The 25,247-nt window shown below is 59.9% G+C and carries 13 protein-coding genes and 3 pseudogenes; 13 read left to right on the forward strand and 3 right to left on the reverse strand.

Features of this window, described 5'->3' with window-relative positions:
* Positions 1 to 67: 67 nt before the first annotated feature.
* The gene (recQ, locus tag AD665_RS16945; protein ID WP_024778613.1) at positions 68 to 2,194 is read right to left on the reverse strand and encodes a DNA helicase RecQ; all 2,127 of its coding nucleotides are present in this window, start codon (positions 2,192 to 2,194) and stop codon (positions 68 to 70) included.
* A 431-nt stretch (positions 2,195 to 2,625) separates the two neighbouring features.
* On the opposite strand from recQ, the gene AD665_RS16950 reads away from it, so the two are divergent.
* The 11 genes and pseudogenes from AD665_RS16950 to AD665_RS16995 all read left to right on the forward strand — a co-directional run bounded on the left by AD665_RS16950 (position 2,626) and on the right by AD665_RS16995 (position 21,937).
* A complete protein-coding gene (locus AD665_RS16950; RefSeq protein WP_024778612.1) occupies positions 2,626 to 3,213 on the forward strand; it encodes a UPF0149 family protein in 588 nt (195 codons plus the stop codon).
* 10 nt (positions 3,214 to 3,223) lie between these two features.
* Positions 3,224 to 3,619 carry a YbaN family protein gene (locus AD665_RS16955; protein WP_053192891.1) on the forward strand — a complete coding sequence of 132 codons (396 nt, stop codon included), beginning with the start codon at positions 3,224 to 3,226 and terminating at the stop codon, positions 3,617 to 3,619.
* Positions 3,620 to 3,803: 184 nt separating this feature from the next.
* Positions 3,804 to 5,654 carry a hypothetical protein gene (locus AD665_RS16960; RefSeq protein ID WP_155514785.1) on the forward strand — a complete coding sequence of 617 codons (1,851 nt, stop codon included), beginning with the start codon at positions 3,804 to 3,806 and terminating at the stop codon, positions 5,652 to 5,654.
* 169 nt (positions 5,655 to 5,823) lie between these two features.
* Positions 5,824 to 8,733, forward strand: a complete 2,910-nt coding sequence (locus tag AD665_RS16965; RefSeq protein WP_053192893.1) for a hypothetical protein — start codon at positions 5,824 to 5,826, stop codon at positions 8,731 to 8,733.
* Between the two features lie 430 nt (positions 8,734 to 9,163).
* The gene (locus tag AD665_RS16970) at positions 9,164 to 9,406 is read left to right on the forward strand and encodes a DUF6124 family protein (RefSeq protein ID WP_053192894.1); all 243 of its coding nucleotides are present in this window, start codon (positions 9,164 to 9,166) and stop codon (positions 9,404 to 9,406) included.
* A gap of 338 nt (positions 9,407 to 9,744) precedes the next feature.
* A complete protein-coding gene (locus AD665_RS16975; protein WP_053192895.1) occupies positions 9,745 to 13,761 on the forward strand; it encodes an RCC1 domain-containing protein in 4,017 nt (1,338 codons plus the stop codon).
* Between the two features lie 27 nt (positions 13,762 to 13,788).
* Positions 13,789 to 14,712: an Ig-like domain-containing protein gene (locus AD665_RS16980; protein WP_053192896.1), complete on the forward strand. Its 924-nt coding sequence runs from the start codon at positions 13,789 to 13,791 to the stop codon at positions 14,710 to 14,712.
* A 29-nt stretch (positions 14,713 to 14,741) separates the two neighbouring features.
* Entirely contained in the window at positions 14,742 to 16,355 is a 1,614-nt protein-coding gene (locus tag AD665_RS16985; protein WP_201720614.1) for a hypothetical protein, read from the forward strand.
* A 37-nt stretch (positions 16,356 to 16,392) separates the two neighbouring features.
* On the forward strand, positions 16,393 to 19,443 hold the full coding sequence (locus AD665_RS27680) for a hypothetical protein (protein WP_175582009.1): 3,051 nt from the start codon (positions 16,393 to 16,395) through the stop codon (positions 19,441 to 19,443).
* A 146-nt stretch (positions 19,444 to 19,589) separates the two neighbouring features.
* Positions 19,590 to 19,724 (forward strand): annotated as a pseudogene (locus tag AD665_RS27515) (DUF6124 family protein); the annotation flags it as partial.
* Between the two features lie 452 nt (positions 19,725 to 20,176).
* A complete protein-coding gene (locus AD665_RS16995; RefSeq protein WP_053192900.1) occupies positions 20,177 to 21,937 on the forward strand; it encodes a hypothetical protein in 1,761 nt (586 codons plus the stop codon).
* 21 nt (positions 21,938 to 21,958) lie between these two features.
* Here the strand turns inward: AD665_RS16995 and AD665_RS27520 are convergent.
* Positions 21,959 to 22,123: pseudogene (locus AD665_RS27520) on the reverse strand (UPF0149 family protein); the annotation flags it as partial.
* Positions 22,117 to 22,341 (reverse strand): annotated as a pseudogene (locus tag AD665_RS28180) (type I secretion C-terminal target domain-containing protein); the annotation flags it as partial. The pseudogenes AD665_RS28180 and AD665_RS27520, both read right to left, overlap by 7 nt.
* A 404-nt stretch (positions 22,342 to 22,745) precedes the next feature.
* Here AD665_RS28180 and AD665_RS17000 point away from each other — a divergent pair.
* Together AD665_RS17000 and AD665_RS17005 are read left to right on the forward strand one after the other, a co-directional pair.
* Positions 22,746 to 23,069 carry a DUF6124 family protein gene (locus AD665_RS17000; RefSeq protein ID WP_231994996.1) on the forward strand — a complete coding sequence of 108 codons (324 nt, stop codon included), beginning with the start codon at positions 22,746 to 22,748 and terminating at the stop codon, positions 23,067 to 23,069.
* 264 nt (positions 23,070 to 23,333) lie between these two features.
* The gene (locus AD665_RS17005; protein WP_053192904.1) at positions 23,334 to 25,235 is read left to right on the forward strand and encodes a trypsin-like peptidase domain-containing protein; all 1,902 of its coding nucleotides are present in this window, start codon (positions 23,334 to 23,336) and stop codon (positions 25,233 to 25,235) included.
* Positions 25,236 to 25,247: the final 12 nt, after the last annotated feature.

A 25,247-nucleotide genomic window follows, 5' to 3' on the forward strand; every position in this document is an offset into this window, starting at 1 on the left:
AGCATGCACTTTGGATTCAAGCAAGGCCTGCCCCGTACTGAATCGTTAAAGGCATGCAACTTACTGATCAGACTTCAAATTCCGACTGCAACGCAGCCCTAACGCAATACAAGACACCTTCCGGCACCCGACCGGCGAACAGCGCCGCCACTTCCGCCACCGCTGGCAACTCGCCTTCGCCATCCAGAAACGCATCCTGGACCTCGCCCATCAGTTCCTCGGGCAAATCCAGGGCCTGTTCCAGCGACAATTGCTGCTGGCCGATGGCTTCGGCAAGCATCGTGTAGACGTTTTTCTCCGAGCACTGGAGCTGTCCGGCGATCTGCAACGGGGTCATGCCGGCCCGCGCCAGGGTGATCAACTCATGGCGTACATCGGCCACCGCCTTCGGCGCCTCGGCCTCGCCGCCCAACACCTGGAGGAAAGCCTCACCATAGCGCTCCAGCTTACGCGCGCCGACGCCGCTGACCCGGGCCATCTCCGCCAGGGAGGTGGGTTGGCTGCGCAGCATTTCCAGCAGCGTCGAGTCGGGAAAGATGACGTATGGCGGTACGGCATGTTCCTCGGCCAGCTTGCGCCGCAAGGCACGCAAGGCTTCCCACTGATCGCGCTCCTCGCCGCGGACCAGTTGGCTGGCCTGGCTCTTGCTGCTCTTGATCGCGGTCGCCGGCTTGAGATCGCGGCGCAGTTCCAGGCTCACCTCGCCTTTGAGCAACGGCCGGCAGGTCTCGCTCAGACGCAGGCCGCCGTAGCCTTCCAGGTCGATGTCCACCAGGCCACGGGCCACGAGTTGGCGGAACAGAGAACGCCATTCACTTTCGGAGCGGGACTTGCCTACGCCATACACCGACAGATGCTGGTGGCCGAAACTGCGAACCTTCTCGTTGTCCTTGCCCAGCAAGACATCCACCAAGTGCCCCACGCCATAGCGCTGCCCGGTGCGGAAAATGGTCGACAACGCCTGACGCGCCGGTTCAGTGGCGTCCCAGGTTTCCACGCCGTCGACACAGTTGTCGCAGTGCCCGCACGGCTGGGGCATGTCTTCGTCGAAATAGGCCAGCAAGGTCTGGCGGCGGCAGCGGGTTTCTTCGCACAGCGAGAGCATGGCATCGAGCTTGTGCTGCTCCAGGCGCTTGTGGCGTTCGTCACCTTCGGAGTTCTGCAGCATCTGCTTGAGCATCACCACGTCTTGCAGGCCGTAGGCCATCCAGGCGTCGGCCGGCAAGCCATCACGGCCGGCACGACCAGTTTCCTGGTAATAGGCCTCAAGGGACTTGGGCAGGTCCAGGTGCGCCACAAAACGCACGTTGGGCTTGTCGATGCCCATGCCGAACGCCACGGTGGCCACCATGATCAAGCCTTCCTCGTTGAGAAAGCGCTTCTGGTGATAGGCCCGCAGTTCGTTGGGCAGCCCTGCGTGATAGGGCAACGCCGGAAACCCCTGTTCACAGAGAAACGCCGAGACTTCGTCGACTTTTTTCCGTGACAGGCAATAGACGATGCCCGCATCGCTGCGCCGTTCGGCGAGGAACGCCAGCAACTGCTTGCGTGGCTGCTCCTTGGGCACGATGCGGTAGAAGATGTTGGGGCGGTCAAAGCTGGAAAGGAACCGCTCGGCGTCTTGCAAATGCAGGCGCTCGACGATTTCTTCCCGGGTCCGTTTGTCGGCGGTGGCGGTCAGGGCGATGCGCGGTACATCGGGGAACAGCTCCGCCAGTTGCCCCAGTTGCAGGTATTCGCGACGGAAATCGTGACCCCACTGGGACACACAGTGAGCTTCGTCAATGGCAAACAGGGCGATTTCCAGGCTCTGCAGGAAAGCCAGCATGCGCGGCTGTACCAGGCGCTCCGGGGCGAGGTAGAGCATTTTCAGCTCACCGCGCCGGATCCGCGCCGCCAGGTCCCGCTGCTGCTCGGCACTCAGGGTGGAGTTCAGCGAAGCCGCGGCGACGCCCAGTTCCTCGAGCGTCGCGACCTGATCGTCCATCAAGGCGATCAGCGGCGAAACCACCACCGCCAAGCCATTGCGCAACAACGCCGGAACCTGGAAGCACAAGGATTTGCCGCCGCCGGTGGGCATCAGCACCAGGGCATCGCCACCGCTGGCCACGCGCTCAATAATGGCACCCTGGCGGCCACGAAAACTGTCGTAGCCGAAGATGTCCTTGAGGACGCGTTGAGCCTGTTCGAGCATAGAAACTCCAAAAATCACCAAAACATCCCTGCAAGGCTGGTTCAGAATCGAACATGCTGCACCGGCAAATCGTAAGTGCGAGTTTCGAGCCGGTGGGACACCGCAGGGCATCACAAAGCGCGGCAGTATACCCGAGGCCCTCTGTGCAGAGGGCGTTGCTGACAAGAGGTGTTCAAGATCTGTAAGGCCTGACATTGCACTCTGTGGCGATGGGATTTATCCCCGCTGGGCTGCGAAGCGGCCCCAGAACATGCAACTCAATCTACCTGACACACCGGAGCGTATGGCTTCAGGGCCGCTTCGCAGCCCAGCGGGGCGGTGCGACGTTTCGCTAAATCCCCTCGCCACAGGCAAATCAGCCAAGCGGCTGGCCTGGGCGCTCAAGAAGGCCTAGAATTCCCGCATTGTTTATTCCCCCAAGGTAGCCCGTAATGTCCTTCGCTGAGCAACTGACCCGCCTGCAAGTCTTCCTCGACGCCGATGAGCTGCACGAGGAAGCGCTGGACTACGTGGCCGCTCACGGCTACCTGACCGCCCTGTCGATCTGTTCCGAGCAGGTGCCGGATCGCGAGTGGATCGACGCCCTCTTCGCCGAAGAGCCACATTACACCGACGAAGCCCAACGCATCGAAATCGAAGCCACGCTGGTTGGCCTCAAGGCCCACATTGCCCGTCAACTGGCCTCCGACGAAGAATTCGAGCTGCCCTGCGAGCTGGACCTGGGCGATGACCCGGACGACTCGGAACTGCGCGGCTGGTGCATCGGTTTCATGGAAGGGGTGTTCCTGCGCGAAGCGGCCTGGTTCGAAACCGCCGAAGAGGAAGTCAGCGAAATGCTGCTGCCGATCATGGTCGGTTCCGGCCTGTTCGACGAACAACCGGAGTTCTCCGACATCGCCGCCGATGCCAACCTGATGGACGACATGATCGTACAGATCCCGGAAGCCCTCACCGCGTTGTACCTGCTGTGCAACGCTCCGGACGAGAAGCCGGCGATCCTCAAGCCTCGTCACCACTAAGACGCGGCCTATGGACAACCCCATAGGCAACCGCCCCCTGATGTTGCGTTACGTGCTGCTGGCCATCGGCTGGCTGAGCGTTGCATTGGGGGTGATCGGAATTTTCCTGCCGGTGCTGCCCACCACGCCCTTCCTGCTGCTGGCGGCGGCCTGCTTCGCCCGCAGCTCGCCGCGTTTCTACCAATGGCTGGTGGAGCACCCGCGACTCGGGCCGTGGATCAAGGATTACCTCAGCGGCAACGGCATCCCGCTCAAGGGCAAGGTCTACGCCATCGGGTTGATGTGGGCGAGCATTCTGCTGTCGTGCTACCTGGTGCCCTTGCCGTGGGCACGGGGGTTCATGTTGACGAGTGCGGTGTTGGTGACGGTTTATATCCTCAAGCAAAAGACTTTGCGCAGGCCTTGATGGTGAGACCGCCTGCTTGAGAGAACAGCAGGCGCCCATGCCCTTGGCTTCGCCTACCACTCGTCGAATAACACGCCACACCTGTAAGCTCTGACAGTAGTCAGGCGCGGTCGCCGTCACGTCAAATGTGCTCCATCGCCTTGCGATTCAACACCATCGCATCGTTCTGGACCAGGAGCTGGCCGTGACCTCTTTCCGTCTTTACCTACCGCCATTCAGGTCCTCCACCGACGGTCAGCGGGCACTGTGGCCTCTAATGATCGCGGGCATGACCAGCCCTGTCGCAGACGGCGATGGCGGCATCAATCTGGCCGTGGTTGAAGATCACACGGAGGGTGCTTTCTGTATCATCGATCCGTGGTCACCCATGCAAGAGGGTGACATCGTCGATGTCTACCTGGACTCGAACAATGTCTGGCATCACGAACTGCTCGCTGACCAGAACGAGAGATTGTTCTTCTTCGTGGACCGGCAATGGTTTGTGCCCGGTTGGATCGAACAGTGCTATTACGTACTGCTGCGCAAAAATGAAACGACACCTGACGATCCATCCGCGCCCCTACGGCTTCTGGTCAAGCTGGACCGACCCGGCGGTCGCGACAAGGAACCGCATCTGCCGGGGCACTCGGAACTCAAGAGGGTGCAGTTGCCACCCGAAGTGATCACTCAAGGCGTCGATGCCGAATGGGCCGCCAAGGGCGTGCCCATGACAATCCAGCCCTACCCCAACATTGCCGTGCGTGACGTCATCCAGGTGAAATGGGGCAGTGTCTTCCTCGCCCCCCGGAGCCTGTCACCGGAGCAGGCCGCGGGCACACAGCCCATCGAAATCATCGCCGATCAGGCCGCGATACTAGCCGGCGGCGACAGCAACGCCCTGCTGGTACAGTACGTGGTGCACGACGAGGTGTGGAACTATTCGGAAAAATGGTCGATTTCCACAACCGTACGAGTCGATGCCGGGGCCTGGCGCCTGGAAGCACCGATCATCGAGGAGGCGATCGACGGGATCATCGATCTCAAGACCTTGAACCAGCAGGACGTCACCGTGCAGATCCTGGTCCGGACGGAAGACTTCAAAATCGGCGATACGGTGACCATGACATGGATCGGCACGCCACAAGTCGGCAAGCCGCTGATCCACACCCAGGCACAGCAGATCACGAAAACACCCACCATCCTTGCGTTGAAGGTTCCTTACGCAGAAGTCCGCGCCATTGCCATGGGATCGGCCGAAGCGTCGTATGTGCTGACCAAGGAAAACGGAGATCCACCTCTTTCGTCCAGGCGCGCATTTGCCAATGTGGTGGGCGACCTTTATGCCCACCCCGCCCCGGTCCTTCACGAACAACTGGGCGATATCTTGGAACCTGACACGCTGATGGCCAACGTGGACATCTCGTACCCAGGTATCGCCGATGGAGATTTCATCGAGCTGATCTGGGAAGGCACGCGATCCGACGGCACGCCTTATGTGTATCCGCAAACCCATAGTGTCAGCAGGAGTGAAGCCGAAGACAAAGCGGTCACGCTGTACGTATCTGACGAGCACATCAGCGTACTTGCCAACGGCCGCCTTGATCTGTGGTATCAGGTGTCCAACGACCAAGTGGGTGTCTACGGACAAAGCGAATCCGAACATCTGCTGGTCACGGTCCAGGCCTTGATGGCTACGCTACCGCCCCCCACGGTCGAGGGGGTCGAAAACGGCATCCTCGATCCCTCGAAAATCTTCGATAAGGTCCGGGTATTGGTCGACTACACGGGCACGGTCAAAGGCGACATCCTGACTTACTATTGGACCGGCTCCAATCCTTCCGCCAGTACCAGCGGCTGGATACCCATCACAACGGTGTCTGCCGGTAAACCTGTGACGTTTCGAGTGGATGCCGAATTCGTGACAGGCCATATCGGGCAATCCGTAAAAGTACGCTACGCCCTCAAGCATGCTACCGGAGCGTATAGCTATTCAAACACTCTGGATTTTTTCATCGATACCTGCGGCAAGGAGGTCGAGCAGAACAAAAAGGCCTGATGTCCCTGCGATACTCCCTCGCCACAGATTCATCAGTCACTCCAACATCCCCGATGACTGTCAGATCTGACAGTAGACGCCCTCATCCCGGCGCGTCCTAATAATCCCCACGTGCATTGCGCCTCTACTGCTTTATTGGCGGCCCCTCAACCAGTCGAGGTGTACCCCCATGGAAAAGCGATTTCCCCCAAGCTATTCACCAGACAGCCAACCGCTTGCCGGCCTTGAGCCGCCCTGGTTTCCGGGCTGGACGCTTTTCGTCGAGGATTATGACGCGGGTATTCCGGCCAGGCTGGTGGAGGGAGGACTGCTGTGCATCGTCGATCCCTGGACCCAGATGGAGGTCGGTGATGTTTTCCACCTTTACTGGAAGGACACCACCACGCCGGTCTGGAGCACCGAGATCGATCTGAACCAGAAAGGGGCGCGCCTGGTTTTTCGTATCGACGCGGGGCATATCGTCAGGGGTGACGCTTTTCCGGTGTTCTACAGTGTACTGCGGGTGGGTACGACGGTGCCTGAAGAGTCGCAGCCGCAGTGGAAACTGCTGGTCAAACTCGACCCGCCCGGCGGTTTCGATGAGGATCAGGGCACCCCGGGACACTCGGGGTTGGAGTATTCGATCCCCCAGGACATCCTCGACAACGGCGTTGGCCCCGAAGAGGCCGCGGCCGGTGTGCCGATCACCATCAAGCCGTACCTGTTCATGCGCCGCAATGACAAGATCAACGTGGCCTGGGGAGCGGAAAATGTCGAGCACACGGTGGCCGAGGGTGAGGTGGGTGGGGAAATCATCGTCACTATCCCCCTTGAGGTCATCGAGCGAGCCGACGACAGCGATGGCCTCGCCGTGGCCTACCAGGTGGTGGATGAGTGCGGCAACTACCCCGGCGGGTACTGGCGCTGGTCTGCGGTGACCCACGTCCTGGTCGATGTGAACAATGACCGGCTCGACCCGCCACTGGTGCTGGTCAACGGCCTGCCGGTGGACGAAATCGACCTCGCCGAACTGGCCGGCGAACCCGTCATCGCTCGTGTTAACACCAACCGCCACGAACATGTCGTGGGTGATCTCCTGCGCCTGACCTGGCGTGGCACCGCCGCCGACGGTTCGTCGGTGATCGTCGGCCCGCTGGAGCAAACGGTTGCAACCATTCCCTACTTCTACGACTTCACTATTCCCCATGCCGATGTCGCCGCCATCTCCCAGGGACGAGCCTCGGTAGGCTACGTGCGGGTCAGGAGCGGTGAGGTGGACCGTCCCTCGAAAAGCGCGGCGGTGACCGTGACGGGCGATACTCGTCGCTACCTGCCGCCCGAGATCGTGGAAGCCGTCGCGGGAACCCTGGACCCGGACCTGAATTACTACACCCTGTCCATTCCCGACTATCCGGGACGTACCACTGGCGACGAGATCATCATCGTGTGTGAAGGCCGTACCGCCACCACCCAGCCGACCTACCATGAGGTGATCGCCATCGTCGGTGGGGAGGCGGTCGGCGAACCGGTGCTGGCGAACCTGGCTAAAGAGCAAGTCAAGCGCCTCGATGGCGGTTCGCTGACCGTGTACTACAGCGTGAACGGCCAACCGGATTCGGATTTCCTGCAACTGAGCGTGGGCGTCGCGGCGCCGTCGTTGCCGATTCCCACGGTGGTGGACGCCCCCGACGACGTGCTGGATCCTGACGACGTCAATCCCGCCATCGGCGCTAATGTGATCGCGACCTACACCGCCACCCTGCCCGGGGATGTCGTCGTGCTGCGCTGGCGCGGCTCGTCGAGCAATGCCCCGGATCAGCCAAGAACCCTGACCGCGAATACGGCGGGCAAGGTGGTGCCGTTTACCGTGCCGTTCACTTATGTGAGCGGCAACCTGAACGGGACGGTGGATGTCAGCTACTCCATTACCCGGGGCACGACTTCATTGGGCAACTCCATCGTCCGGCACCTGAGCATCGGCTCGGCCCTGGAGCTCCGCGCACCCTCGGTCAAAGAGGCCAGTGGTGCGACCCTGAATCCGGTCAATGCCAAGGACACACTGACGATTATCGTGCCATCCAACCCTGCACTGCTGCCTGGCGACAAGCTGAAAGTCACCTGGACCGGCGCCCCGGGCACGCCGGCCGAGGGTTCATACACCTCGGATGAATGGCTGGTCAGGGACGGCTGGGAAATCCCGATCGACAACAGTGTAGTGGCGTTTAGCTTGGGCAAAGCGGTGACGGTGACCTACACGGTCAATCAGGGTGGCGTGGATCTGCCGCCCTCGGCTCCCTTGACGTTGAATGTACAAGCGATGCCTATGGCCAGCCTGGCGATGCCGCTGATTCCACAAGCGGCACAGGGTGGCATCGGTAGCGAGCTGGATTTGGGTAGCTTCAGCGGCGATGCGAGGGTCACGGCGGCACCCTGGCCGCTGATTGCCGCCGGCCAGCGGGTCTGGCTGCGCTGCGAAGGAACTGCCAGCAATGGCTCGGATTACACGATTACGCTTTACACCGGCACAGAGCTGGAGTCGGGCGATGTATCGACCGGGTTGTCCAAGGAAATCCCTCGGACAGAACTTGAAAAACTGCGCGTTAGTTCAGCGCTCAAAGTGGTGTTGGAGGTGACGTTCAATCGAAGTAGCAACCAGGGAGAGGCAGTTGCCTTCCCATTGCGAACCTACACGGTTCGAAACGAAGAGCGGAAGGTGGATCATTACACGCCGTTTGATGGTGGGAATGCCAATGGTTGGCACAACGGAAATGCGTTTGAGGTCGTTCATGAGGCTGGTAATTATTTTGGTCGAATCAGTCACAACGCAGCCGGATTTGGGTCATCAGTGCTGGATCTTTCACTCCGAGAGGATGTTCGCTATGAGCTCAGCTTTGTTGCCCGTACCTTTTCCGGCGTCTACCCGTTGCATTTTTGGGCCATTGGACCTGGGACTATAGGATTTCAGATTACTATCGAGCTCTCTAGTGTCTGGGCGCCATACTTAAGGCAATTCACGTCCAGCTCGGTAGTCGATCAGCTACTGATTAGTGCGGAAATGGGGGGCATCGACGTGGATAACATTCGAATACGCCAGCTATGAAAGAAAGCGGATTTTGACTGCTTGACCAAAGGGTTCGTGACGGCATGAAAAAGGGCGAAAAAGGGGACGCATTTATTTTCGAAAGACTGTAAGCCTTGATGTAGGACACGGCCGCTCGGGGCTACACCTTCTTGCGCCATTGCCTACAACTGCGCCAGAATCCGCCGGCTTGTGCACCTGGTGGGCGGGTTCTATCGTTTTCCGGTCGCTGATTTATCAGTGATCGGGTTTGGTAGCCCGGGTCGTTGGTGCATAGCGTCACCTCCTGCAAGCGCATCCATGCGCTTTGCCTTTTGGTGGCCATGCGCAGGGTCTCTCCGGAGACGCCGGTTCCAATGCCCGGTCTACCAACCTTCGTATGGCCGCCACCCTCATTCGTTTGGTAGCGAGAGGGTGATGGCTCCTCTTTTATTGCATTGGAGCTTCAACCATGTTCAAACCAACACCCAATCCGCCGACAGACCCGCTCTTCACCGTCGTGAATGGCATCGACACCGAGTGCCTGCTCGCGAACCTCAGTGAAACCCTGGCCTCTGCGGACGCCATGATCAGCGACCTGGCCTTCGAACTGGACGGTTCGCGACGGCATGTAGCGTTGGGCATTCAGCAATTGATCGAGCTGGGCGGATTACTGGTGAGCCGGGCGCTGGATAACGTCGATCCGGGCCAGTAGGCGCTTTTCATTCAACTCCAGAAACGGAACGCGGAGCATCCCAGGCGGCATTCCCACGCGGGAGCGTGGGAACGATCAGACCGTGCTGGCTGACACACCACCTCTGTGGCGAGGGAGCTTGCTCCGGCTGGACTGCGCAGCAGGCCTTCTTTTCGGCGGTCGCTGCGCCCGAGGCGTCGGACCGACCGAACGGGAGCTCTCCCTCGCCACAGGGAACATGCCCAACACCGACCATTCGTCTACAACCGCCCCACACCTGTAAGTTCTGACAGTAGCCACTCCCCTCGTCCCCGGGCATAAATCACTCCATCGTCCCCGCCGCGACTGGAGTGCCCCCCATGCTGAATCAACCCAGAAAATACCCTGCTCCGCTGGCACTGCGCGCGCCGGACATTCCCGGACGCTCCGAGCAGGACCTGCCCTCCGGTGAGTGGGGCCTCAACCTTGCCGCCGTCCTGGGCACTCATCCCAACAAGGGACTCAAGGTCCACATTCCCAGCTGGCCGATCACGGGCACGGGCATAGGCGACAACGTCAAGTTGCTGCTGAACGGCGGCCAGGTCGATCAGCACACCATCACCCAACCTGTCGAAGTGGGTGAACGCGTGACCTTGTGGGTCGCACCGGGACGCCTCCAGACCGGTTCCTACGAGCTGACCTATGTGATCAAACGGCCCAGCCAGACAGAAGAGACCTTCACCCCACCGGTCAGACTGTACGTCAAGCTGGAACTGCCCGGCGGCCAGGATACCGATCCGGACCCTGGTTCGCATTCCGAACTGTATATGGACATTGACCCCGAGCTCGTCGAAAACGGGGTGGACGACGACGCCGCCCGAAACGGTGTCGACGTCACCATCAAGGCCAAGCCGGGCAGCCCCAGCCCGCTGCCCTACCCAAACATTGCCGAGGGCGACCTGATCTATTTGAGCTGGGGCGGCGTCGAGGTGATCTCCGATCCGGTCAGCCAGGCGCAGATCGATGATCCGGGCAACAACCCCATCATCGTCCATGTCAGCGAAACGGTCATTCGCGACGAAGCCGGAGACTCCGGCCCCGAGGGGCTGGCCGTGACGTTCAAGATCCATGACCGAGTCAACAATGCTTCCGAGGACTGGTGCCCAGAGACGCGCCTGGTGGTCGACACCGGCAACTCGCGACTGGAGGCGCCGATTCTCGAACAGGCCGACGGCAACCTGCTCGACCTGGACACCCTCGGCGATGCAGCGCTCCAACTACAGGTCTGGGCCGCCAATACCACCTTATTCGCCAAGAACGATGTGATCATCATGCGCATCAAGGGCACCACGCTCGACGGTGACCCTATCGAGGAAACCGCTCGTCAAGCGATCGAGGAAAACCCGCCCACCGTGGTCAATGTCCTGTTGCCCAACAGCGCCGCCCGCGCCCTGGCCAAGACCCAGGCAGTGTTCTCCTACAAACTGGAACGCGGTGGCACGATCATCCAGCAATCCAAGGGCCGCTTCATCAACATCATCGGCGAGCCCAATCTCCTGGCGGCGCCCATTGCCGAGGACGCCCAGGGCGGTGCGCTCGATCCGGACCTGACCAGTACCCGGATCCGCATTCCATTCGATGAGCGCATCGAGGAAGACATGGCCATCGAACTCAAATGGTTCGGTACCCGTCCCGACCAAAGCAGCTACGAACCGGAACTGGAGTGGTACTTCCCCAGCCGGGACGAAGTCGAGTCCAAGGAGGACTTCTTCATTCCCGTCGACGGTCGCCACCTCAAGACCCTTGAGGGCGGCACGCTTGACCTTTCCTACAACCTGCTCAGCGACGAAAACGGCGAGATCGTCAGCCGTGGCTCCCGACATGCAGCGCCCGTGAATGTGGGCGAGCCACAGTTCGAACTGGTCAGGGCCATCGTCGTCGGCGAGCAGAACGGCGCGCTGGAACCGGGCGACCTGCCCAACGGCACCAGCAAGGTCACGTGTCCCGCCCCCGTGGCGAACCCGACCAAATCCGGGGATGTGGTGAGTTGGCAGTTGTTCGACGCCCAAGGCACAAAACTCTTCGACGACTCGAAGACCCTCACTGCGCTGAACGCCGGCAAGAATGTGGATTTCCCCCTCAATGCTGCATTTGTGCAGCAGCACTTCGAGGCTCATCGTGGTGAAGAACTGACCGTCAAATACGACATCCTGCGCTTCGACACGGGTAAGTACAGTTATGCAACCCCCTTGGAATTTGTCATTGGTGAAGCGCGACAGCCGCTGCTGGATCCGGCCAAGGTACGCGAGGCCATCGATGATGTGCTGGATCCGGCCGATGCAACGGGCGGCGCCCACATCGACATCGAACCCAACCGTGCAGAAAATGCCGGCGATCACTTCTATGTCACGTGGGCCACCACCGATGGCGCAACAACTCACACCGATGACAAATCGATCACCGGCAGCATGAAGGGCAAGCCCGTCGAGTTCCCGGTACCCCGCAGTATCGTGCTGGCCAGTGAGGATAAAACCGTCATCGTCAGCTACCGGGTCGAGTTGCTCGAAGGAGGCGACCAACCCGGCGAGGATTACGAGCTGTTGGTACAACACCAGGCGTTCAGGCTGCCTGAGGCAACCTTCAGGGAAGCGACTGGCCCGGGACAGGACCAGCTGAATCCCGATGACGTCTACCCCAACGGCGCCACCGTCATTATCCCAGCTACCGCACTGCTGAAAACCGATGATGAAATCACCGTAACGGTGCAGGGACAGGCCACCACCTATTACTCACACACAGTCCTGCCAACGGAAGCCGACAAGGAGCTGGCGTCGATCAAGGTGCCCCACGCGGTAATCAACGCCAATGAGGGCAACAGCATTGCGTTGGACTACACGGTCGCACGCAAGGCCGGTGGCACGGACGGTCCCTCGACGCCTACCGAGTACGATGTTCGCCGCGTGATCGGGTCTGGAACACTGAAGGTCATGGGTGCCCGCTATACCCGCAGTACCTACAGGGCCTCCAGTGCCAGCCGTATGCTGAGCGCATTCAATGCCACCACGGGCCAGCCTATCCAGGCACAGTGGAAGTACACCATCGACAAGGACTGGACGACGGCCGAGACTTGGCGCGACACCGCCCCGCATCAACCGTTGCAGGTACGCACGACCGACGATCAACTCACCCTCAATCCGGCCAATATCATCGGTAACGGCATAGACACAACCGTGACCGGTCTCGCCGCCTTTGTCGCCCATCGCGATGTCGGCGACGTAGTCGGATGGGGCAACGCCGCTTACGGCGGCGACATTGATGCCACCATCATCACCATGGACGACATTGTGGAAGTGAGCTGCACACGCAGCGCCTATGCAGCCCGTCGGGCCAACACCGCCGTAGTGACCTGGGGAACCCCAGCTGAAGGCGGGCTGATAACGGGCGATCCGTTGAATTTCGCCCAGGTCGTGGGCAACGCAACAGCCTTCGTCGGGTTGAAGACCACCGGTCGGGTGGTCGCCTGGGGCGTGGCCGCTGTTGGCGGCACGGTCCCTGACGCGATTGCCAACCTGAATGACATCATTGAAGTGACCTCCGCCGGAACGGCCTTTGCTGCCCGACGGGCAACTGGCCAGGTCGTCGCCTGGGGAAATGCCACCAACGGTGGAACGGTTCCCTCTGAAATCGGCGGTTTCACCGATATCAAATCCGTCATCGGCAGCTTCGGTGCCTTTGCCGCTCACCGGGGGAACGGCCGGATCGTCGCTTGGGGCCACGCAACCTATGGTGGCACCGTACCGGCCGACATTGCCGCCATGACCGACATCATCGAGCTGAGCTGCGCCAACGCCCAAGCCTTCACAGCCAGGCGCGCCACCGGTCAGGTCGTCGCCTGGGGCACCGCAGCGTATGGCGGCACCATCGATCCTTTGATTGGAGGATTGACGGACATCGTCGACATCAGCTCCACCTGGCGCGCCTTCGCAGCGCGGCGCGGAAACGGGCATGTGGTAGCCTGGGGGACTGAGGCAGAGGGCGGCAAGGTGCCTGCCGATATTGCAGCGTTGGATGACATTGTTCAGGTGACCGGCTCATCGGTAGCGTTCGCGGCCTTGCGAAAAAACGGCACGGTGGTGGCGTGGGGCAACGCAGTGGCCGGCGGCGATACCTCGGCCGTGGTGGGAGAACTGACGCAGGTACAAGCGCTTTACAACAATACCCACGGTTTTGTGGCACTGACTGCAGACGGTCGAGTGGTGACATGGGGGCATGCCGGCGGCGGCGGTGACAGTAGCGCTGTGCAAGACCGGCTGGCAGGCAAGGTTTCCTACACGGCCAACTCGGCCTCAAGGGGCCTTGCACTCAAAGCCAATCGGCTGGCCGGCCTCGTTCGGTAATCCTCTACCTCCTCAGGAAACGTCGACATGCCAACGACTCTGGATGATCTGAAAGAAGCGTCCGTGGACGAAGCGCCGGATGAGGTGCTGGACCCGGCGAACCTTCCGCCCGAGGGTGCGACAGTCCGCATCGAACCCTACATCCCAATGAAGTTTCGCGACATCGTCACGCTGTACTTTTATGACGAACTCATCGACTACATTCCAATCGCTGCCGGTGCGGTGGATAAGGACGTTGAGTTTCCCGTAACCGCCCAGGTGTTTATCGATAACGCCCAGGACGACGTCGTGGAGATCTACTACGAGGTGCAATTCGAAGGCGTCGGGCCGGCACAGAAATCTGCGGTGCTGCCACTGAGGCTGTATGCAGGCTTCGAAGCCGACGCCAAGCTCGACCTGAGCGGCAGGAACTACATCGCCGCCGTCGAAAAGCCGCCGTTGCAAGTGCCGGACTACGCTCGCCTGACGCGCACGGCGGATTGGGGGAGCGGTCCCTATAACTTCAGCAGCAGCGACGCTCACATCGCGCTTGTCGATGAGAGCAGCGGCCAGGTCACTGCCCGGCGCAACGGGCAATGCACCATCAGCGCCACCGACAGCAGCACACCGCCCCAAACCCAGCATTATTCACTGACGATCCAGGGCATACAGGAACTGCATTTCCTGACCCATAACGCAGACTGGGAAGGCATGAAAAACCTTTGTGCGCAGGCCGGCCTCGAGCCCGTGACGCTGACGCAGATCAAGCAATTCTGGACGCTGTACAAAGCGGGGTTGCAAGAAGGTGTGGGAACCTATCTGGGCTGGTTGAACTACCCCGTCTGGACCGGCACCGCGCTGGGCGCCGGAACAGCCTGGCAGTACGACCTCAACGGCGACTCCGTCAACGACAATGCCGATGGCTCGGACACCCAGACACACCATCAAGTGGTAGGTATTTACTCGCCATGAATGGGTTATTCGTAGCCAAAAGCAAAGGAATGACTCATCGGATAGTCGCTTGGCTGGTGTCGATTGTCGCCCTGATAGCCATGACGGTCGATGCGGCGACAGGCCCGGAAGTCGCACAGTTGCTCAATCGTAATTTCCAGTTTGCCCCCCCCGGGTGCGCAGCGCAAAAACCGGCATATACCTGCAGCGGCGTATTGGCCCGGGGAAGTCCGGCATCGGGGGAGTTCTGGAAACATGATCCGATATCGTCGCAACTGGGCGCACAAGGCTTCACCTACCTGCGCGCCGACATTGGCACGCAATCCCTGGGGCTGCCCTACGGCGTATTGCTCAGCGATGGATTCACGGCCATCGGCCAGGGCAAAGCCCTGGACGTATTGTGTGCCTACCCTTTCCAATTTACCCCGCAAGCCGACCGGCCCGACTTCGGCTGTGGCTGGATCGCGGCCAATGCCAGTACGGCAACGGATCCCGCTTCCTGCGCAGCCCAAGGCGTCAGCGACGCTGAAGGCTGGCTCGAACATTTTCGTCAGCAAAACCTGCGGCCTACTGGCCAATGTTCTTTCAGCGGCCTTGAGGCCGAACAATTCCAGGCCAGCCTGATCGCCCACGAAAGCCTCAACAGCATCTGGTCGGTCCTGCCTATGCAAGTTCAGATCAGGAACTGGGATGCCAACGCTCCCAGGCAGATGCCGATTCTAGGTCTGTTCTACGATGTAACGCAGGCGGATGCCCTGCTCGGCGCCCAAAAGGATCAGCGGGATTATTTCAACGCAACGGGTGACTGGTTGCCCATCTTGCGCATGAACCTGAGTCAGGCACCGGGGGCCGTATTCGGTTTCAACCAGCAGGACCAGTTGTACGTCGGCTATCAAGTCGCATCGAAGTTGAATGCGCGGTATGGCGATGTCTCTGCGAGCTGCCAGGGCGAGCAACCGGCGTTCAGGTGCAATGGTGTCCTGATTCGGGCCGCCGATGCCTCGGCCGGTTTTCGCGCCTGGAATCCCAGCCCGAATTCGATCAGTCGTAACGGTGTTTCATTTTCTTACGTACGAGCCGATGTCGGCACCCAACAGCTCGCGGGCACCCAGGGATTCATATTCAGGGAAACCTTCGCCCCGACAGGTTATCCGGTGGCCCTGCGCTGCGCTTATCCGGCCAACGCCGGGACCGCCTCGATTCCTGACAGTTGCCGCGCAAGCTGCGAGTCTCAGGGCGTGACGACGGTCGCCGCCTGGCAATCCAGGTACGCCGGCAACCCGGGAAACAGTTGTGCATTCGCTAGCAACCCTGCTCAGTTCCAACTCAGCATCGCTGTACGCCCGACCTTCAGCAGCCCCCCAGCGATACTGAAGTGGAACGAAATGATCATCGCGGCCTGGCCCGACGACATTCCCAAAGAACTGCCACTCGAGGCGCTTTTTTATATCTCGGGAAGCGCAACGGGGTTCGCGAACGCCGCGTTCATCCAGCGTGACTACTTCCTGCACGCGGAAAACTTCCTGCCTATCGTGCGCTTGAACCTGCTCGCCACCGATGGACATCCGTTCAGTTTCGAACCGCAGGATCAAACGGTCCTGGGCACATCGACGCAGGCACTGATCCAAGGCATCACCCCCAACCCGGATAATGAAGGGTGGTAGTGACTGATTGAAGGGTTTTACCAGGAGCATCAAGCTCATGCGCTATCTCATTGTGTTCATGCAAACCCTGGTGCTCACCCTGCTGTTCGCCAGCGTGCCGACGCTTGCCGTCACCGGCCCGGAAGTCGCGCAACTGCTCAACAACCGCTACAAGAACACCGTTTCCGAATGCCCGGTCAACAAGCCGGCCTACTTCTGCAGTGGCGTGTTGGTACATGGAAGTCAAGGCTCGGACACCTTCTGGACACATGACGCCGCGTCCATCCAATCAGGTGCCGAGCGCTTCAACTATTTACGGGCCGATCTCGATACCCGCCAGTTGTCGCAAAAAAATGGAATCGTGTTTTCCGATTCGTTCACGGCCATTGGCGTGGGTAAATCTCTCGACGTGTTGTGCGCCTACCCCTTCGAAATGACCGTTTCAGGTCATCGCCCCGACCATGGTTGTGGATTGCCAACTGCGACGAACACCACGCAAGATCCCAGTTCATGCGCCGCATTGGGGATCAGTGACGCCTCCAGTTGGCTCACGCATTTTCAGCAACAGACCCAACAGCCCGAGCAGCAATGCTCGTTGAGCAGCCGCGTGGCCGCGCAGTTCAAGGCCAGCCTGGTCGCCCACCAACTCATCGATTCCGAGTGGGCCGCCAAGCCTAACCTGTTGCAGATCAGAAACTGGGATGCCCAGGCACCTGAACGGCTGCCTTTGCAGGGCCTGTTCTATGACACGACACAAACAGGGGCCCTGCTGGACGCGCAAAAGGACCAACGCGATTACTTCACCGCTACCGGAGAGTGGTTGCCGGTCCTGCGAATGGATCTGAACCGCGCTCCGGATGCGGTCTTTGGTTTCAATACCCAGGATCAGTTGTACGCCGGTTATCAAGTAGCGTCTCGGCTCAATGCCCGGTACGCCAATACGGCAGCGGCCTGTCAGGGCGATACACCCGCCTACAACTGCAGCGGTGTACTGATTCGAACCACCGATGCCTCGCTGGATTTTCGGGCATGGAATCCGAGTCCCGGCTCCATACAGCGCAACGGTGTGTCATTTTCCTATATGCGGGCAGATGTGTATGTGCCCAAACTCGCCTGGGCCAAGAACCAGGGCTTGATCCTGAAAGAGTTAGCGGCCCCCAGCGCCCACCCGCTCACGGTACGCTGTGCTTATCCTTATGATGGGGCCACTTTTTATCGCTCGGACAGTTGCAATGCACATTCCTCAGCACCGCAAACAAGCATACCGTGCGCAGAACAGGGAATTACTGACGAACACCAATGGCTAGCGTATTTCAATGCGCTGGCCAGTAAACATACGTTGTGCAGCTTCACAGGAGAAACAATACCCTTTGATGTCAGCCTCAAGGCCAGAGCTTTGTTGGATCCCGCTGTACAGCGAGAGCAGAATGAAATCATCCTCGCCAAATGGCCGCAGGACATCGGAGAGCAACTTCCGCTAGAAGCCTTTTTCTACACAACCGTCGCAGCAAAACCCAACGCGGTCTTTTTTCAGAAGGATTACTTCCTGCACACGGGGCGCTTTCTGCCTGTCGTTGGCGTTGACCTTTCGGCTACGGACGGCAGCGTCTTCAGCTTCAATCCAGACGATCAGATATCCCCCCTCTCCGCTTCGGTAAAAGAAGCCAACGGGAATACCCTGGACCCGGTCAATGCCGAGGACTCGTTGACAGTCGTGGTGCCATCCAACATCGGCTTGCTTCCCGACGACAAACTCAAGGTCACCTGGGCCGGTGCGCCGGGAACACCAGCCGGGGGGTCATACACCTCGGACGAATCGTTGGTCAGCGCCGGGTTGGAAATCCCAATCCCTTACACGGTGGTGGCTTTTAACCTGGGCCAGTCGGTGACGGTCACCTACACGGTCATCCGCAACAACGTGGAGTCGCCGGCGTCGATTCCACTCAGTCTGACGGTACTGCCTCTATCCCAGGACGATCTGCTGGTCTCCAAGCCAAAGATATTGCAAGCGGCCAACAATGGCGAAGGGCCTGAGCTTGACCTGGCCCTGGCAAACCCCGATGTCGAGTTACGCATTGAAGGCTGGCCGCACATGGCCAAGAACCAGTACGTATGGTTGCGTCTGAGGGGAGAAAAAACCGATGGCACCAGGCACGACTACACGGTGTGGAAGGCCCCGTCGCGGGTTACGCCGTCGGAATATGATCGCCGCTACCTGAAAGCCCCGGTCCCCTACAGTTACTTGCAGGCCCTGCGCGACGGCAGTGTATTGAGCGTGGAATTCAAGGCCGCGCTCAGCCAAAGCACGGACGAATCCCAGGCGGTGACCTTCCCGTTGCGTACATATACCGTCCATGGGCAGGTCTTACCGTTCCCTCCTTCGGTGAAAGAGGCCGATGGCACCACCTTGAACCCGATCGATGCCGAGGACTCGCTGACCGTCATGGTGCCAACCAGCATCGGCTTGCTTCCCGACGACAAACTGAAGGTCACCTGGGCCGGTGCACCGGGAACACCGGCGGGGGGTTCATACACTTCGGACGAATCATTGGTCAGCGCCGGGTTGGAAATCCCAATCCCCAACACGGTGATGGCTTTTAACCTGGGCAAGTCGGTGACGGTCACCTACACGGTCATCCACCACAACGTGGAACCAGCGACGTCGATTCCACTCAGTCTGATGGTACTGCCTCTCTCCCAAGACGATCTGCTGCGAGCCAAGCCGAAGATATTGCAAGCGGCCAATAATGGTGACGGTCCGGAACTGGACGTGAACACGTTAACCGGCAGCGCCAGCGTGCGAATCGACAGTTGGCCACATATCGCGGCAGGCCAGTACGTATGGCTGCACCTGGCAGGTACGAAGATCGATGGCTCGGACTATGAACGCACCCTATGGGGAGATGCCAACGGGAGCCGGGTCTCAGACAAATGGGTATCAGATGGCTTCGCAACCAATAGCACCGCATCGCTTGGCGACCTTCAGGGGTTACGCGATGGCAGTACGCTAACGGTGGGTTTCAAGGCTGCCTTTGACCAACGCAACGTCGAAGCCGAGGCGGTGACCTTTCCGTCACGAACCTACACGATCCGGGGGAAGCAGGAGTAGCTCCTGTTCAAAAGAGGCGAACCGGGCGTCCGCCTTGATCCTTCCCACGCTCTGCGTGGGAATGCCACAACGGACGCTCTGCGTTCGGCTCCTGAGGGACGCAGAGCGTCCCAGGCTGCATTACCACGCAGAGCGTGGGAACGATCAACAATCAGCTCTTTGCCGTCGTCAATGGCATCGACACTGAAGTCCTGCTCGCCAACCTCAGCGAAACCCTCGCCTCGGCCAATGCCATAGTCAGTGATCTGGCCTTCGAGCTGAGCGAACCGTGCGCTGGATAACGTCGAACAGCGCTAGCCACTCCGCCCTTGATCGTTCCCACGCTCTGCGTGGGAATGCCTCAAGGGACGCTCTGCGTTCGGCTCTTGGGGACGCAGAGCGTCCCAGGCTGCATTACCACGCAGAGCGTGGGAACGATCAACCAGCGCTAGCCAAGACAATACACCTCCTGTGGCGAGGGGATTCATCCCCGCTGGGGTGCGAAGCGCCCCCAAACCGGACGACGCGGTGCAACAGAACAACCCCGTCAACCGTTTTGCGACTGTCGCGCAGTCGGACTGGGATAAGCCTCTCACCATAGAAGTCTGCCCCCGAGCAACTCTGGGGAGGCATCCGCCAACTCCACACCACCGCTCGTCTTAAATCCGCGCTCACCTGTAAGTTCTGACAGTAGGCAATTGCCTCGGCCTGACGTGTGATACCCCTAACGTCCGTTACCTGCCAGGAGAATCCGATGGATATCCAATCTTCTACCCTGGACGATTTGTTCGAGCTGTATCCCGTGATCATTCCAGGCTGGATCACCCCAGTGAAACCGGCCGGCATCGCCGATGGTGGGATTCCCAAAAGCCTTTACGACGGCCAGCCTCAGGGGCTTCTCTGCCTGATTGATCCGTGGACGGAGCTCAAGCGTCAATCCTGGACAATGGCGGCCTATGATCGCGCTGACCTGTTCGTCAATGACGATCCCACTCCCGTCGCCGGCAAGACCGTAGATCCGGGGGAAGAGCAGGATCGCCTCCCCTTGTACATCCCCCATGGGCAGTTGATTCATGGGGTCAACAGGCTGCATTACAAAGTGACCCGCCCCGGTGAAAACGCCGCGCCCTCCAGGGACCTGCATGTCCTGTATCACCTGCGCGCACCCGGTGAGCCGGCACCGACAGGCCTGGATCTGGTGATCCCGCCCGACGTTGTCAACGATGGGGTCAGCGCCGAGCGGGCGGCGCAGGGCGTGGAGTTCGGCTTCGACTACAGCCACCGGCGAGACTACGACCATATTCGCCTTCTGCTGGGCAATGCGACGGTTGAATGGGAAATCACCGACAGTTCGATACCGGTGGTGAAAACCCTGTTCACCGACACCTTTCAACAGGCGGGTGACAATCCCAATACGCTGGCGGAGTTCGTGGTTTTCGACCAGTTGGGCAACGTCAACCGGTCGCCTACCAAACGTTTGGATATTCATCTTGGCTCTGCGCTGGTCCTCCCTACCCTCGACAGCGTCCAGGACGCCAACGAGGTGGAGATCCCGGACGGTACCACCACCGTCAGCACCACTTTGAAACTGTCGGGCCAAGCCAGCAAAGGCCGGAAAGTCGAAATTTTCGAAGGCAATGACCCCAACCCTGTCTCCAAGGGTGAGGCAACCGCTGATAACGCGTCCGGCATTTGGGAACTCGAGATAACGGTCGAACTGGGCCCTCGCCGGCTGTACGCAAAGTCGCTCTATCACAGTGGCAATGTCTACTCCAACGCACGCACCCTCACGGTGGTGGAGGCCATCAGAGTGGTCTCGCTGACCGCTTCGCCTCGTGGCGCGGAGTATTCGTTCGCGCCCGATAGCGGCTTCCCGACTACAGGCTTCAATGGCGCACGTTTCAAAATAAACGTGGCAGGAGGACGGCCTCCTTATTTGTTTTCTGCATCGAATTCCGCATGGGCGTCCATCCATGCAGAAACCGGTGAAGTGACAAGAATCACTTATCATGAAGTTACCTTTACGGTAACGGACGCTGCGCAACCGACCCCCAACCGTGCCACCTTTGCAATGAAACAAGCGGCCTTATGGTTCACAGGACTTTATGGCTACGAGACGTGGTCCGCCGCCGCGGGCCGTGGCAGACTGCCTGCACCGGGGCATTTGACTTCAGGACAGGGCGTGCGGGGGTTAGGGACCCTGTTTGGGGAATGGGGGGATATGCAACAGGGGTATAACTGGACGCTGGGTGGCACAAACGAAAGCGGTGTTCCCGACCCCAACCTATCGGAATATTGGACGCATCAAAATTCAGGAGACGGAAGCTATTACACGGTCAGCATCAAATACGGCTATGTCTATAAGCGCCCTCACAACTGGTTTATTCCTCATGTTGGAGTTGAATCCTTAGGACCTGCCCCACTGTTCCTGGACGCCTTCGGATTTCCTCCGGGATTGCGCCCTCCCAAGGATTACCCCGATACCCGCGAGCTGGAAGAAGGCTCGCCGACCTGAGCCCCCGGGAGCCAGGCTCTATCGCAGTTCCGAGTCGTCCAGGTCATCGCCCAGGTCCAGCTCGCAGGGCAGCTCGAATTCTTCGTCGGAGGCCAACTGACGGGCAATGTGCGCCTTGAGGCCGACCGGCGTGGCTTCGATTTCGGCGCGCGGGGCTTCGTTTGCGTAATGCGGTTCTTCGCCGTATCCGCCCCGCCCGCAATCATCCCCCCTGCTCCCGGTGTCACGCCGTAGTGGCTGGCGAGGTCGATGCCGGCCAGGTCGATGGTCTGGTTCGGCGTGGCGCCGGCGGTGGCGCTGACGTTGATGCTGGCGATGACCGATGCGCCGTTGCCGGTGACGGTGAAGTGCAGGTAGTCGTCTAGGGAGGCACTGGTGCCGTTCTCTCCCAGCAGCAGTTGATCGTTCCCACGCTCTGCGTGGGAATGCCTCAACGGACGCTCTGCGTTCGGCTCTTGGAGACGCAGAGCGTCCCAGGCTGCATTACCACGCAGAGCGTGGGAACGATCAATCATCGCGAGCAAGCTTTGCTCCCACAGGTTTGTGGCTCAACTGACCGGCATTGCGCCCCTATGTTTATTTCACAGTAGGACACTGCTGGACGGGCTACGTCGTCTTACGCCATTGCCTACGACTACGCCAGAATTCGCCGGCTTGTGTGCCAAGAGGACAGGCTCTATCGTTTGTCCATCGCTGACAAATCAGTGATCGGGTTTGGTAGCCCGTATGCCACATGACATATAGCATCACCTTGACGATGGCTTTCTTGACATCTGTTCAATGGTGGTCATGCATGGAGCTCCACCTTATGCCCAGCACCCCGGATACCGACCCCACATCCTCTTACGACAAAACCGCCGATCGCGCCCTCGACTTTTACTTGAAACCAAAACCGAGCGGGTCCGAGATCGATCCGCCTCCCGATCAGCTTTTTACCATCGTCAATGGCATCGACACTGAAATCCTGCTCGCCAACCTCAGCGAAACCCTGGCCTCGGCCAATGCCATGGTCAGTGATCTGGCCTTCGAGCTGAACGGTTCTCGGCGGCATGTGGCGCTGGGCATCCAGCAATTGATTGAACTGGGTGCATTGCTCGCGAACCGGGCACTCGACAACGTCGAACATCGCTAGCCACTCCGCCCTTGATCGTTCCCACGCTCTGCGTGGGAATGCCTCAAGGGACGCTCTGCGTTCGGCTCCTGGGGACGCCCAGGCTGCATTACCACGCAGAGCGTGGGAACGATCAATATCCCCTGTCCGCGCCACAAGGCAAACCTCCAGCAGCGCCGACCATCCGTCAGCAATCTGCTCAGCCTGTCAGACCTGACAGTAGGCAGAGAACAGGTTCCACTTCATTAATCGCTCCATCGTCCCTAAGCGACCGGAGCTTCCGCCATGCTGACTCAACCGAAAAAAATTTCAGTGCCGCTGGCCTTCTTTGGGCTGGTACTGGGCGCCGGGGCGGCGGTCGCTGCCGTGGAGACTGCGCCTCCCACCCCGATCACTCCAGGTCAGATCATCGGGGAAAGTCAGCTTGAGAAGGCTCGATGCGTACAGGAGTCGGACCCGGCAAAATACCGGCGCTCACGCGCAGTCGGCAGGATTTATACCGGGCCCAGCTATGGGACTGCATGGCGGATAGGGCCTGGAAACCTTGTGCTCACCAACCTGCATGTCATTGGTGAAAATCCGGATCCGAGTCGGATGGTCGTGGCGTTCGATTACGAGGAACCCAGCTGCGATTCGGATGCTGTGCGGCCTGCTGTCCAGGTGCCAGTGGCGCGGATCTTGACCTCTCATAACTTTACCGATTCTGCGCTACTTGAGTTGGATCCGGATGTGGTTGACAGCGGCGTATTGGATTCCTTCGGTTATCTGGGCGTGGATACCCGTATCTCGGAGGTTGGCGACCCGGTCTACATTGCGGGGCATCCCAGGGGCGGGCCGAAGCGGATCTCGCGCTTTCACGATGACGGACGTCCCTGCTGGGTGACCGCAGTGAATAACAACGGCTTCGCTGATTTCGCAAAATACAACTGCGATACCGAGTCAGGGTCTTCCGGGTCGCCAGTGATCGATGCGCGGACCAATGCAGTTATTGCCCTGAACTATGGTTACAGTTCGGGGTACAACACCGGCGCGCAGATGAGCAGCATCTGGCCCCGTATCGCGCAGTATTTCGGTGGCAAGTTGCCCGAGGGCAGTATCCCGGTGGGACAGCTGACCATACCGTTGGCCAAGCCGGGAGGGGTTGGCGTACAGGTTCCGGTGCGAGTGACGCAGGTGGACGGCAAATCCCCGGTGGTAGGGGCACCCGGCGAACAGCTGTATTACAACGCTCCCGCACACACTGTGATCACCGACGTGTCCTGCCAGAGCGGGACTACCAAGTGGATCGCCGAGAACGGCAACGCCGCGTCATGCACCCTGCCAAGCGCAGCGAACTGGACCGCAGCACAGTCGGCGACGCTGCGCGTGGATGACACAGCCGCCGACGGCCACATCACCAATGGCCGGGTACGGCTATTGTCCGATACAGGACAAATCCGCGGAGCGAACAACATCGCTCTGAACGTGATGTCGCGGTGGCCAGGCGAGGTTCAGTCGCTACAAACGCAAGCGGGGAATTTCCAGGCCGTCTCAATGGACAGCAGGTTTCCGAAACCATTGACCGCACGAGCCACAGACCCCTTGAACGCGGCTGTCGTGGGTACGGAGGTTACCTTCGCGGTCACTGATGACGGTGGGACAGGGACACGGTTCAACGGGGGCGACCAGACACCGACCGTGCAGACGAACGCCGAGGGTGATGCTACGTCGCCAACGCTGGTGGCCGGCGCCAAGGCGGGTACGCTGCAGGTTACCGCCACGTCTAGCGATAGGACGGCTACGTTCCACTTGCGGGTGGTGTCGCAAGAGGGTGACCCGACGGAGGATGTGGAGCATCTATCCGTGATCGCTGGGCATGGACAGTTCGCGTCAGAAGGTACTGAGTTCGCCCTCCCCCTCACGACACGGACTTCGAATCAGGACCAAGATCCAGTAGAGGCTGCCTGGGTCACCTACACGATCACCAATGATGGTGGAACCGGAACCCTATTCGTCGGGGCCGATCAGACGCCGACAGCCACGACCAGCAGTCATGGCGACGCAGTGTCACCGAAGCTGATCGCCGGCAACAAAATCGGTTTCGTGACGGTAATCGCGACATCCAACGGCAAGTCGGTGACGTTCACTCTGATTGTGCTGACCCGAGATGAGCGCGCGACGGCCAATACCCGGAATAGTCATCAATAGTTGGCAGTGGGC

It is taken from the genome of Pseudomonas corrugata (assembly GCF_001269905.1).
Lineage (GTDB): Bacteria > Pseudomonadota > Gammaproteobacteria > Pseudomonadales > Pseudomonadaceae > Aquipseudomonas > Aquipseudomonas corrugata.